This window comes from Streptomyces sp. NBC_01013, assembly GCF_045162765.1.
GTDB lineage: Bacteria > Actinomycetota > Actinomycetes > Streptomycetales > Streptomycetaceae > Streptomyces.
In genome coordinates, this window is sequence record NZ_CP108687.1 from 8,146,517 (window position 1) to 8,159,629 (window position 13,113).

The following is a 13,113-nucleotide window of genomic DNA, read 5'->3' on the forward strand; positions in this document are numbered from 1 at the left end:
AGGAGCTTCGCGTGCTTGTCTACCCGTCGTCGATTGATCTGTCCAGCCGCACCCTGCGCTATCTGAGCGATCGTCTGCATGCCCGGCGGCGGGAGATCGGGACGCGCTGGCGGCGTCTGCCCGCAGGCCGACAGGCCCTGCTCGCCTTGGCCCACCTGCGGTGCGGCGATACCTATACCCAGCTCGCCGCCGGGTTCCGCATCGGCATCGCGACGGTCTACCGCTACATACGCGAGGTCATCGACGTCCTGGCCGCCCTCGCCCCCACCCTGACCGAGGCGATGAAGACCATCCGGACCAAGGCGTTCGTGATCCTGGACGGCACCCTCCTGCCGATCGACCGGATCGCCGCCGACGCCCCGTACTACTCTGGGAAACACAAGCGCCACGGCATGAACGTCCAGGTCCTCACCGATCCCTTCGGGCGACTGCTGTGGGCGTCACCCGCCCTGCCCGGGTCCGTCCACGACCTGACCGCCGCACGGACCCATGGAATCATCGACGCGCTCGCCGCGGCCGAGCTGAAGTGCTGGGCGGACAAGGCGTACCAGGGAGCCGGCCACCCCGTACGCGTCCCGTTCCGAGGCCGTCGCCTCAAGCGATGGAAGCGCCGACACAACAGCACCCACGCCAAGATCCGCTGCCTCGGCGAGCAGGCCATGGCCACCCTCAAGGGCTGGCGCCTCCTACGGAAACTCCGCTGCAGCACCAACCGCATCACCGCGATCGTCCAGGCCGTACTTGTCCTCCATCACGCGTCAGCGTGAGGTTGGAAAAGGCTCACTGCCTACGCGTCTGTGAAGGGCCCAGTGGTTGACGAAAGTGGTTCCTTCACAGTCTCGGCGTCGGTGGAGTTGGATTCGAAGGCACTGGAAGAGAAGCCGTTGGGCTACACCGGGCAGATCGCTGGCCAACGCACGGATAATGAATCCGCCTGGGCGCTGTGGGTCACCAAATTTGCGAATGGCATGTACCAGTGGAAGTTCACCCGGACCGGTTTCGACTCCGACGGACAGGTCGAGAGCGCCGAGGTTATGGCTGAGGAACTTGCAGAGACCGACACATGGGTCGAGGTGACCGGGGTCTACGACGCCCAGGAGAGCTCGGGATCGGCTGACGCGACCTACGGACAACTGCACCTGTACGTCGGTACCTCCCACCAGCCTTCGGGCCCCAATTCAGCCTTCACCGCTGCACAGCCCGGCAGCGATGAACTGGCAATTGGCCGTGGCGCCAAGGGGGGCGCCACGGGCAACTACCTGCCCGGAAGTCTGCAGAGCCTGAAGATCTGGACCGGAGCGATGACGTCCGACCAGGTCAGCGCCGAAGTACAGGCCGCATCAGGCGCAGGTTAACCGGCGCCGGCCGGGTGGCAGCGCAGCTGCACTGTCACCCGGCCGATGCCTGGCCGTGCTGTCGCGACGGCCCTCACAGTCTTTGCGTTACCCACCAATCGTCCCCGTCGGCACAGGCCGCGGGGCAAGAACGCAGGGCGCCTTCCGGGCCGCTCATGCGGGGAGCGGAAATCAGATGAACGGGATCGGATCAGCTAGGCGTACGCGCAGAGTCCGTCCAGGCAGAGCAGCAGCCTGGACACGACGGATCGCGACGCTTGCCGGCTTCACCCTCATACCCGGACTGCTCACGCCGGTGGCGTTCGCCGACCATGTTGATCCGCTGGGCAAACCGCAGGTCACGCTGCACCCCGACAAGGTGTCACCGTTCACCGCGAAGGTGAACAAGAGAATTGCAGCAGTGGTGGCGGAGTCGGCTGCCGAAGCCCGATCCGCGACCGCAAGAGCCAAGAAGGATCGCGCCCAGACTGTCTCCTGGCCTACAGCTGGCCAGGCCCAGCTGACCCTGCCCACAACAGGGTCGGCCAAAGCATCGCCGGGGTCGCTCCCACTGACCTTGGACCGCCCGCAACGGGCCAAGGGAGAGAAGCAGCCCAAGACAGCTGGCTCGGTCAAGGTCAAGGTCCTCGACCAGAAGCAGACAGCCAAACTCGGAGTCAAAGGCATCGTTCTGTCCGTAACGGGCCCTGCCACCGGTGGGAACGCCCAGCTCGGGATTGACTACGCGGGGTTCGTCTCCGCGTACGGAGGGGACTGGGCAGGCCGCCTGCAGGCCTCGCGTCTGCCCGACTGCGCGCTGAGTGAACCCTCGAAGGCCGCGTGCCGTACCCGAACACCCCTTGAGTTCACCAATGTCCGTAGGCACAATCGCATCGACGCCCAGCTGACCTTCGGCACTGCAGCCGCCTCCGAGCAGGCTGCCCAAGTCGAAGGGCGCACGATGATGGTCGCCCTGGCAGCGGGCACCAAGTCCGGTGAGGGCGACTACAAGGCGACCTCCCTGGCGGCCGCCTCCACCTGGGAGGCAGGAGGCTCCGCAGGCACCTTCACCTGGTCGTACCCACTGCGCACTCCGCCCGCAGCAGCAGGTCCGGCGCCGAACCTGTCGATCTCCTACGACTCCGGAGCGGTCGACGGCCAGACCGCGAACACCAATAACCAAGGCACCACGATTGGCACCGGCTTCGACATCACCTCGTCGTATGTCGAGCGCAAGTACGGCGTCTGTGACGACGACGATCAGCCCGACAAGTTCGACCTGTGCTGGAAGTACGACAACGCCTCTCTCGTCCTCAATGGCAGGTCGAGCGAGCTGGTCAAGGACGACGTGACCGGCGTGTGGCGGCTGAAGAACGACGATGCCTCCACGGTTGCCCACTCAACCGGCGCCGACAATGGTGACGACAACGGCGAGTACTGGACTGTCACCACTGGAGACGGCACCAGGTACGTCTTTGGTCTCAACAAATTGGATGGCGCAGGTGCCAGTGACCGCACCGGCTCGGTGTGGACGGTGCCGGTCTTCGGCGACGACTCCGGTGAACCCGGCTATGCGGACGGGACCAGCTTCTCCGGCCGGGCCAAGGAACAGGCCTGGCGGTGGAACCTCGATTACGTCGAGGACACCCACAAGAGCGCCATGTCGTACTGGTACACAGCCGAGACCAACAACTACGATCAACTCGGCGACGACAACACCGGCACCCCCTACACCCGCGGCGGCTACCTGAAGGAAATCCGCTACGGACAACGAGCCGACGGCCTCTTCGCCACTCAGCCCGCCTCGAACAAGGTCGTCTTCACCTACGCCGAGCGTTGCGACGCAGCCGTTACCGGCTGCGATGCCCTGACCGAGGACACCCGGGACAACTGGCCGGACGTTCCGTTCGACGCCGTGTGCAAGGACGGCGGCAAGTGCACCGGCAACGTCAGTCCCACCTTCTTCACCCGCAAACGGATGACTGGTGTGACCACCTACGCCTGGGATGCCGCCGCGGCCACCCCTGGCTTCTCCCCTGTGGACAGCTGGGCGCTGCAGCAGCACTACATCGACCCTGGCGACACGGGGGACTCGACGGACCAGTCGCTGTGGCTGGACGCGATCAAGCACACCGGTAAGCGCGGCACTGACCTGAGTCTGGACCCGGTCACCTTCACCTCGGAGTCGCACCCCAACCGCGTCGACTCCACCAGCGACGACATCCTGTCCCTGGAGAAGCCGCGACTGACCAAGGTCACGTCCGAAGCAGGTGCGAAGACCGTCGTCACCTACATGGAAGCCGGGTGCGTCGCCGGACAGACCATGCCTCGCCCGGATGAGAACACCGGACGCTGCTACCCGGTGTTCTGGTCACCGAACGGGGAGAAGACCCCGATCCTGGACTGGTTCCAGAAGTACCCGGTCTCCTCGGTGCTCACCACCGACTCCCACGGCGGCTCCGAGGCCGTGCAGAACACGTACACGTACACCGGCGGTGGTGCCTGGCACTACAACGACGACCCGATGACCAAGGAGAAGGAACGCACCTGGTCCATCTGGCGCGGCTTCGGCCGAGTCACCCACCTCACCGGCGTGGCGGGCAAGACCCAGTCGAAGACCGTCACCGTCTATATGCGCGGCATGAACGGTGACCGGGTCCTTCAGGACGACGGGAAAGCCGTCGATCCGGACAAGCGCAAGACTGCCCAGGTCACGGGTATCAAGGCCGCGGAGATCACCGACTCCGAACCGTACGCCGGATTCACCCGCGAAACAGTCACGTACAACGGCGCCAACGAGGTCGGCGGCACTGTCAACGACCCGTGGTCGAAGAAGACGGCCACCCAGCACAAGTCGTACGCCGACACCGAGGCGTACTACGTGCGCACCGCCGCCACCCACACCCGCACCAACACCACCAGCAGCGGCACGCCCAAGGACCGGGTCCGCTCCGCCGTCACCTCCTTCGACGACTACGGCATGCCCCAAACCGTCGAGGACAAGGGCGACGACGCTATCCCGGGTGACGAGAAGTGCACCCGCACCTGGTACGCCCGTAACGACACCGTGGGCATCAACTCCCTGGCAGCCCGCACCCGCACGGTCACCAAGCCCTGCTCCACCACGGATGCCACTCTGGACCTGCCCGCGGACTCCACCAAATCCGGTGACGTCGTCTCCGACATCGCCACCGCGTACGACACCACCACCTGGAGCGCGACACAGAAGCCCACCAAGGGCGAGGTCCAGTGGACCGGCCGTGCCAAGTCCTACGGCCTCGATGACGCGCCAGTATTCCAAAAACTCGTCACCACGACCTACGACATCCTCGGCCGGCCACTCACCGTCAAGGACACCAACGACGCCCTCGTCACCACCGCGTCTTACGTCCCGTCCGGCAAGATCGGCCCCCTGACGTCCAGCACGAGCAGCAACATCAAGGGCTACACCACGACCACGGCGGTGGACTTCGCGACCGGCGCTGTCACCAAGGTCACGGACCCCAACGGCAAGAACACCGAGTCCGAGTACGACTCCCTGGGCCGTGTCACCAAGGTGTGGCTGCCCAACCGTCTCAAGATTCTTAACGCCACTCCGAACTACGTCTACAACTACAGCATCACGGCCACTGACACACCGTGGGTGTCGACCGGCTCGCTCAAGGGCGACGCGTCCGGTTATAACACCACCTACGAGATCTATGACTCCCTGCTGCGACCCCGGCAGACACAGTCCCCCTCGCCTGTGGGCGGAACCGTCATAGCCGAAACGCTGTATGACGAGCGTGGCCTCTCCGTCGCCAGCCTGGCGGATATCTGGGCAGACAAGATAAGCCCGTCCGGGCAACTGGTGGGAACCGAGGGCGGCCAGGCCCCCATGGAAAACGACACCACCTACGACGGTGCCGGGCGTGCCACCGTCTCGGTGACCAAGGTCCGGGGTGTTGAACGGTTCAGGACCAAGACCGACTACACCGGTGACACCGTGTCCGACAGCGCCCCAGCAGGGGGCCAGGCCACGATGGTCATCACCAACGCACTCGGCCAGACAACGGAACGCCGGGAGTACGCAGGACCACAGGCGACCGGCACCGAATACACCACCACGGGGTATGAATACACCCCGGCCGGCCAGCAGAAGGTCGTCACCGGGCCGGACAAGACCAAGTGGTCGTACACCTACGACCTCTTCGGGCGACAGGACAGCGCCACCGACCCCGACAAGGGCACCTCGCACACCCACTACAACGCGCTCGACCAGGTCACGAGCACCACCGACTCCCGCGGCAAGACTCTCATCTCCGAGTACGACAACCTCGGCCGTCAAACCGGTCTGTGGGACGGGACCAAGACCGACGCCACTCAGCTTGCCGCCTGGGGCTTCGACAGCTTGGCCAAGGGCCAGCAAGACACGGCCACCCGATACGAAGGCGGCCTGGCCGGCGGAGCGTACACAACCAAGGTCACAAAATACGACAACCTCTACCGCGTCATCGCCAGCGACCTGACGCTGCCCGATACTGAGCCACTGATCACAGCAGGCGTCGGCGTCCCCAAGACGCTGTCATTCACCACCAACTACAACGTCGACGGAACCGTCAAGGATACAGAGCAGCCCGCCATCGCAGGCCTCCCTCGCGAGACCGTATCCAGCACCTACAACGCCCTCGGCCAGCAGACCACCGCCACGGGCGCCACCGGATACCTTCAGGCAGCGACCTACTCCCCCCAGGGAGACCTGCGCCAACTCACGCTGGGCACCGATCCCACGAGTTCCGCGAAGAAGGCCTTCCTCAACTACGACTACGAGGACGGCACCCGCCGACTCAGCCGCTCCTACGTCACCGACGACATCCACGGCTACATGCCCCAGGAGCTCAAGTACAGCCAGGACGACGCCGGCAATGTCACCTCCATCTTCGATGCCAGCACCCAGGGCGGCACCACCAAGGCCGACTACCAGTGCTTCGAGTACGACGGTAACCGCCGCCTGACAGAAGCCTGGACCCCCAAGACCGCGAACTGCGCCACGACCGGGCGCACCACCACCAACCTTGATGGTGCGGCTCCTTACTGGACCAGCTACACGTACAAGGAATCCGGCCAGCGCGCGAGCGAGAAGCAACACGCCGCTTCGGGTGACACGACAACGGCGTACACGTACGGAACCACCACCGGCCAGCCCCACCCACTGTCGAAGACGACGGGCACCAAGACCAGCACCTACGTATACGACGAAGCGGGCAACACAACCAGCAGGCCCGGTACCCAGGCCCAGCAGACCTTGGTCTGGAACTCCGAGGGCAAACTCGTTTCCAGCAGCGAGCCCGCCACGGGCAGTAAGCCAAAGCTGGCAACGAACTACCTTTACGACGCTTCCGGCGAGCTGCTGATCCGGCGCGCGACAGGCGACGGCGAGACTGTGCTCTACCTCGGTGGCACCGAAGTCCACCTCACCACCAAGGGCACAACGAAGACCCTGTCCGGCACCCGCTACTACACGGCCGCCGGCCAGACCATCGCCCTGCGCACCGCCACCAGCGGGGTCTCCGGAACCAAACTCAAGTTCCTCTGCTCGGACACGCACGGAACAGCCAGCATTGCACTCGAACCCGCCACTTGGGCCGTCACCAAGCGATACACCACGCCCTTTGGCTCAACCCGAGGCGGACCCGCCACCACGTGGCCCGACGACAAGGGTTTTCTCGGCAAACCGGCCGACACCACCACGGGGCTAACCCACATCGGCGCCCGCGAATACGACCCAGGCATCGGCCAGTTCATCAGCGTCGATCCGATCCTTTCTGTGAACCAGCATCAGTCGCTCAACGGGTATAGCTATGCAAGCAACACCCCGGTCACGGCGAGCGATTCCACAGGACTAATGCGTGACGGAGGTGGCGACTGTGGCCAAATAGGTACCTGTAATCCCGATCCCAATGCTGGAAGCGACAACTGCTACGGAGGTAATCACTCCGCAAGCTGTAACCCCACAGGACAGGGCGGAGCAGTCCCCGGGGCCGCTCCGGGTGGAAGCCGCGGTACAGCCGGCGGAGGCGGATATTCCGGGGGAAACCAAGGAGTATCAACAGAAATCGTACCTCCCTTGGGGAATGGTGACCTGTGGATCGACCAATGGACAAACGGGAATGGGCACCTGTGGGTAAACTCGAATTACCAGATCGCCGAAGAGTACCGACTAAAAGCAGCAATGTGCATGTCGGATCCAATTCTCCTGGCCTGCACTAGTTCAACAGCTAGTACCATTTCGAAAGGTGTGACCGTAGGGCAGGCATTGATGTATTGGGCCACCGGGACGGCTCCCCAGGCGATGGTCTACGGGGATGGAAGTGACATAGCTGGCCTGATGGCGAGAACGCCAGAGGCGGGTAGAGCGCGGCACGCAGCAATGGAGAAGTGGAAGAGGCACGGCAATCGCGATTTGGCGAGGCTTTCTACCTACTCCATCGGCAAGTTTTCGACCGCCCAGAAGGCTGCACAAGTGACACGTGATGCTGGCAGCATGTTGGGGAACCTTCAAGATCCAAATTCCGTGAAAGTCCTACTCGGATCTTTTAAGATAACCGGTCGGGTACTGGCTTCCTCGAAAAGAGGGATACAAGTTAAATTCATGATCGACGAAATCTCAGATATTCCTTCAGCAGCCCATTTGATCACAGGGTATGAGGGGCTCGCAGCCATGATGGTGGAAGGGTACCTTGGTGACGGAGTCGGTAGTTTCATGACGCCGGTTTCCCAGAAAGTTACGTGGCGAGAGACGCTTCTCTATTGAAAGTGAAGGAGTACTGCGCGTGTCTAGATTGTGCGGCGTTTGGCGCATTTCTACCTGGGGTGTCATCGTTCTAGCTTTTACCGTGCTGGTTTCTGCATGTAGCCCTTCGCCCACTCTTGAGGATGTGGGGAGCGTCAAGAGGTCGGAACTTATCGGTACTTGGCGCGGCAAGGCAGGAGCCGTCCTCGTCTTGGGGAGTGATGGAAAGTTTGAGGCAAGCTCATTGAATACCTCTTACACCGGCGGTGCGGGGGTGGAAGTGATATCGAAGGAGGTTATCAAAGGGAAAGGCGAGTGGGTCTTCGGTGACTACGGGGATGGCTGGATGGTAGACCTGTCATTCACATCGGGCGGGAGCGCCTCGCTTCTAGCGGCTTCTCTAAAGGGTGAAAAAATCCTCTGGGCCTGGGTGAGGGACGGCGAGCAATTTATCTTGAGAAGGTCGGAAAGTCGCTGACCCCAAGTCGTTTGCTGGACCAAGAGGTCTTGCCAGAGTCGCGGGGGCAGGACCCACATGTTCACGGGGTGGTCTTCTGTGGTGCAGGACGACTCCGACGCCGTGATCACACCAGACACCCCAAGATTATCTCATTGCGGCAGAGCATCTCTTCGCGATCGCCTTGCGTACGTGACCAAGCCGCAGCCGGTTGTCCTCCAGCCACCCGGCCGACACGTCCACGGGAATCTGCACTGCGATTTGCGTCGACGGCGAATCGTGCACAGTGACCTCCAGCGGATCCTCGGGAACCACAGAGAGCCACGCACTACGGCCGCCGGGCGGCCACTCGGTTCCCTCAGCCGCCTCAAGGGCATCGAGAAACTGAGCGTTTCCAGCGTGGCCACTGATCGAGTGACGGGGCGGGGTGGGATCGGAGTGCACAACGGACAGGGCTCCCGTGCCGTTGAGGGAGGTGTTCGACGTCACAACTCAGCAACGCAGGAGCCCTGTTGGTACCGTATCCTGCCGTACTCGACCTGCCTCACGCCTTGGTCGAGTGGGTCACGATGCTCATCGTCACCCGTGAAGGTGACCGCCGGTGCAAACTCCCGCCGCACCGGCGTGCGCTGATCGCGCTGGTGTACCTGCGCCGGCACGACACCCTCGCTCGTATCGCCGTGGCCTTCCGGATATCCGTCGGCACCGCCCATGCCTACGTCACCGCGGTCACCGGCCTGCTCGCCGAGCAGGCACCGGGCCTGCTGAAGACGCTGCGCGCGCACGACCCGGACTTCGTTCTCCTGGACTGCACACTCGCAGAGTGCGACCGCGTCGGCGACGGCAGGGCCGACTACTCGTCGAAACACAAGCGGCACGGGGTGAACGTGCAGGTCGTCACAGACCCCAGAGGGGAGATCCTCTGGCTGTCGCCGGCACTCCCGGGCCGAACCCACGACCTGACAGCGGCCCGAACCCACAGGATCCTCCGGATCTGCGCGCGACAGGGCATCCCGATCCTCGCCGACATGGCCTACATCGGTGCCGGCGACTGGGTCACCACCGCCAAGCGCCGCCCGCCAGGCGGTGAACTCACACCCACTGAGCAGACTGCGAACCGAGCCCTGTCCGCAGCCCGTGCACCCGTCGAACGTGGCATGGCGCGACTGAAGTCCTGGCAGATCTTCCGCAGATCCCGCATCAGCCCCAACCGCATGAGCGTCATCGCCAGAGCCGTCCTCACCCTGGAGAGGCAACGCTGAAAACGCTCAATGTTCGGGACGTGCAGACCGGGAATCTCGTGGGCCTCATAGGACGCCGACAGACATTTTTGCAGACCTGGCAGTCCTGGACGAGCTCGGGCCCGGGGTGGGTTGGACTGGTCGCGGTGCGCGATCGACTCGGTCAGTGTCCGGGCGTCAAAAGGGGGCTTCTGACGGGACCGAATCCGACCGACCGTGGCAAGTTGGGATCGAAAATTCATCTGGTCACGGACCGGAACGGACTGCCACTGAGCTGTTTCCAACCTGACGGTGGTGTCCGTCAGTTGGGCGGCTCTGCATCGCGGTGAAGCTCCTGGTAGGAGGTGTCACGACCAAGATCCACCGTGCCCCACCAGGAGCTTCGCGTGCTTGTCTACCCGTCGTCGATTGATCTGTCCAGCCGCACCCTGCGCTATCTGAGCGATCGTCTGCATGCCCGGCGGCGGGAGATCGGGACGCGCTGGCGGCGTCTGCCCGCAGGCCGACAGGCCCTGCTCGCCTTGGCCCACCTGCGGTGCGGCGATACCTATACCCAGCTCGCCGCCGGGTTCCGCATCGGCATCGCGACGGTCTACCGCTACATACGCGAGGTCATCGACGTCCTGGCCGCCCTCGCCCCCACCCTGACCGAGGCGATGAAGACCATCCGGACCAAGGCGTTCGTGATCCTGGACGGCACCCTCCTGCCGATCGACCGGATCGCCGCCGACGCCCCGTACTACTCTGGGAAACACAAGCGCCACGGCATGAACGTCCAGGTCCTCACCGATCCCTTCGGGCGACTGCTGTGGGCGTCACCCGCCCTGCCCGGGTCCGTCCACGACCTGACCGCCGCACGGACCCATGGAATCATCGACGCGCTCGCCGCGGCCGAGCTGAAGTGCTGGGCGGACAAGGCGTACCAGGGAGCCGGCCACCCCGTACGCGTCCCGTTCCGAGGCCGTCGCCTCAAGCGATGGAAGCGCCGACACAACAGCACCCACGCCAAGATCCGCTGCCTCGGCGAGCAGGCCATGGCCACCCTCAAGGGCTGGCGCCTCCTACGGAAACTCCGCTGCAGCACCAACCGCATCACCGCGATCGTCCAGGCCGTACTTGTCCTCCATCACGCGTCAGCGTGAGGTTGGAAAAGGCTCAGTGCGGGCGAATCATCCTTGACCGCCGAGAAGGGCGTTCGTGTGATGCCGTCGCCCCGACCGAACCACGTGATGTGCTCTGGAGACTGCGGCCCTCAGACCTTCGCCCCGACGGGCCCGGCGTGGCCGCCTCGTCTCTCGATGTCCAGTGAGGTGTCGCCATCTTGAAGTTGCCGTTCAGGGGGCCGGTCCGGCAAGGTTTCGCGGCACTCGCACCGATCGCCGATGGGAGTCTGTTGTCAAGATCATCTGGCGGTCCCCTGAGTCCTTGGTGACCGTGCGCGAAGCTTCTTCGGCGCTCTGTCGTCTGACAGATTCCGTAACGCCGGACCACATCGCCGCTCGGCGGTCTGAGTTGGTCGTCGCTGACGTGTAGCCGGCCAAACGGTAGGTGGACGTGCGGGCCGAGGGTGACGAGTTCGAGGTGGCGATGCGCGCCCTTCGGCATATCGGAGAGCAGATCCACGGCATGTCGCGCCGACAGGACAACCGTGCGGAGCGAAGGTCTCAGCCGGGCCGCTGCGGGAGTACTACGGGATCGCTTAATCGGTTGCGAGCCTTCAGGGCGGGGTGTCTGATCCCGGCTATGACGATTGTGCTGGGAACGCCGGCGGTCGACGAGGTGCGCGAGGCCATGGCCGCGCTGCGGGAATGGCAGTACGACGGAGCGCCAATGCAATTGCATTCGGGGGACATCGGCTGGAACTACCGGTTCGGAACGGCCGAGACGGCGGCGGTCGTCCGGACCTGGAGCCGGGACGGACGGATACTCGCGGTCGGGATGCTGGACTCGCCGATGGTGGTGCGGATGACGGTCGCTCCGGATGTCTTCCAGGATGAGGGCTTGGCGCGGCGGCTCGTCGAGGACTTCTCGCTGCCTGAGCGCGGCGTGCTGCCGGAGGGAGCGGTGTCGATCGAGGCGCCGCTGGGCCTGCTGCTTCACGACCTGTTGACCAACGAGGGCTGGGGCGTCGACGAGCCGTGGACGCCCCTCTTCCGCGACCTGGCGGAGCCGGTCGAGGTCCCCGGAGTGCGGATCAGGGCCGTCGGCCCGGAGCAGGCGCAGGATTTCGCGGACGTCCTGCGGTCGGCGTTCAACACCACGAAGCCTACGCGCGAGTACTGGCACGCGATGTCGGCGGGACCGTTCTACGCAGACGCCCGCTGCCTGGGCGCCTATGACGACCAGGGCAACGTGGCGGCGGTGGTGACGGTGTGGTCGGCCGGGCCGGGGCAGCCGGGGCTGGTCGAGCCGATGGGCGTACACAAGGACCACCGTGGTCGCGGCTACGGCCGGGCGATCACCGTGGCCGGGGCGGCCGCGCTGCGGGAGATGGGCTCGTCGAGTGTGCGCGTTTGCACGCCGAGTTCCAACGTAGGTGGCGTCGCCACGTACAAGGCCGCCGGGTTCGAGGCGCGACCGGAGGTACGGGACCGGATCCGGACGGCGTGACACCGTGGTTGCTCGGCGGAGCGGGCCGTAGGGCCAGTCAGGTGCGGGGCGGGGGCGCGTCAGCAAGGGTTCAGCGATCACAGCCAGTCGCTGTCCCCTTGGGTGAGCGAGGGCTGTCAGACTGATGGGCTCAACTGGCCTACGTCTTCTGGAGATCGCCTGATGACCGCTTTCCCCGCTGCGGGATTGGCAGAGCGCACCGGTGGATGCCTGTGCGGTCGGATTCGCTTCACCGCCACGGGTCCGGCGGTATACCCGCACACATGCCACTGCGGCCATTGCGTGCAGCTCGGTGGGGCCCCGGTGATGTGGTGGGTCGGCTTCGAGAGGGTCACGTGGACCGGCGAGGGTGGCGAGCCGAGCTGGTTCGAGACGTTCCCGGGCAAGGCCAAGCGCGGCTTCTGTCCCACCTGCGGCAGCCGAGTCGCGGCGGTCGACTGCGACATCCCGGAGATCGGCATCAACGTCCCGGCCCTCGACGACACCAGCGGCACAGACCTCATGCCAGTCAACGCGTCCTTCCACGAGAACGCGGTGCGCTGGATGCCCCCGGTGCCCGATACCCGGCGCAACCCCATCGGCTGACCCGCAGTCCGTTCGGGCGGACGTCAGCATCTGGGCGCCCGGGCTCACATCACACGGAGGCCTGCCTGGCTTCCGCCACGACCACCATCCGGACGGCCACGTGCCACGCAGGGG

At 64.7% G+C, this 13,113-nt stretch carries 9 protein-coding genes and 1 pseudogene; 9 read left to right on the forward strand and 1 reads right to left on the reverse strand.

The window, feature by feature from the left end:
• Positions 1 to 11: 11 nt before the first annotated feature.
• The 4 genes from OG538_RS35345 to OG538_RS35360 all read left to right on the forward strand — a co-directional run bounded on the left by OG538_RS35345 (position 12) and on the right by OG538_RS35360 (position 8,584).
• On the forward strand, positions 12 to 767 hold the full coding sequence (locus OG538_RS35345) for a transposase family protein (protein ID WP_406099715.1): 756 nt from the start codon (positions 12 to 14) through the stop codon (positions 765 to 767).
• 30 nt (positions 768 to 797) lie between these two features.
• Positions 798 to 1,355 (forward strand): LamG-like jellyroll fold domain-containing protein, encoded by a 558-nt coding sequence (locus OG538_RS35350; RefSeq protein ID WP_406099716.1) that lies wholly within the window; start codon positions 798 to 800, stop codon positions 1,353 to 1,355.
• Between the two features lie 175 nt (positions 1,356 to 1,530).
• The gene (locus OG538_RS35355) at positions 1,531 to 8,127 is read left to right on the forward strand and encodes an RHS repeat-associated core domain-containing protein (protein WP_406099717.1); all 6,597 of its coding nucleotides are present in this window, start codon (positions 1,531 to 1,533) and stop codon (positions 8,125 to 8,127) included.
• A 124-nt stretch (positions 8,128 to 8,251) separates the two neighbouring features.
• Positions 8,252 to 8,584 (forward strand): hypothetical protein, encoded by a 333-nt coding sequence (locus OG538_RS35360; RefSeq protein WP_406099718.1) that lies wholly within the window; start codon positions 8,252 to 8,254, stop codon positions 8,582 to 8,584.
• Between the two features lie 126 nt (positions 8,585 to 8,710).
• Here OG538_RS35360 and OG538_RS35365 read toward each other — a convergent pair whose 3' ends face one another.
• Entirely contained in the window at positions 8,711 to 9,052 is a 342-nt protein-coding gene (locus OG538_RS35365; RefSeq protein WP_406099719.1) for a DUF5959 family protein, read from the reverse strand.
• A gap of 23 nt (positions 9,053 to 9,075) precedes the next feature.
• Between OG538_RS35365 and OG538_RS35370 the strand changes: the two genes are divergently transcribed.
• From OG538_RS35370 to OG538_RS35390, 5 genes and pseudogenes are all read left to right on the forward strand, one after another.
• Positions 9,076 to 9,825, forward strand: a complete 750-nt coding sequence (locus tag OG538_RS35370; protein WP_406099721.1) for a transposase family protein — start codon at positions 9,076 to 9,078, stop codon at positions 9,823 to 9,825.
• Between the two features lie 79 nt (positions 9,826 to 9,904).
• Positions 9,905 to 10,079 (forward strand): annotated as a pseudogene (locus OG538_RS35375) (IS5/IS1182 family transposase); the annotation flags it as partial.
• 111 nt (positions 10,080 to 10,190) lie between these two features.
• Positions 10,191 to 10,946: a transposase family protein gene (locus OG538_RS35380; protein WP_406099715.1), complete on the forward strand. Its 756-nt coding sequence runs from the start codon at positions 10,191 to 10,193 to the stop codon at positions 10,944 to 10,946.
• A gap of 601 nt (positions 10,947 to 11,547) precedes the next feature.
• A complete protein-coding gene (locus tag OG538_RS35385; RefSeq protein WP_406099722.1) occupies positions 11,548 to 12,414 on the forward strand; it encodes a GNAT family N-acetyltransferase in 867 nt (288 codons plus the stop codon).
• 282 nt (positions 12,415 to 12,696) lie between these two features.
• The gene (locus OG538_RS35390; RefSeq protein WP_406099724.1) at positions 12,697 to 12,999 is read left to right on the forward strand and encodes a GFA family protein; all 303 of its coding nucleotides are present in this window, start codon (positions 12,697 to 12,699) and stop codon (positions 12,997 to 12,999) included.
• The last annotated feature ends 114 nt before the right edge of the window (positions 13,000 to 13,113 follow it).

Bases quoted from the DNA above. Each gene is read 5' to 3' on its own strand.
- OG538_RS35355 (WP_406099717.1), top strand. From the start codon at position 1,531: ATGAACGGGATCGGATCAGCTAGGCGTACGCGCAGAGTCCGTCCAGGC.
- OG538_RS35385 (WP_406099722.1), top strand. From the start codon at position 11,548: ATGACGATTGTGCTGGGAACGCCGGCGGTCGACGAGGTGCGCGAGGCC.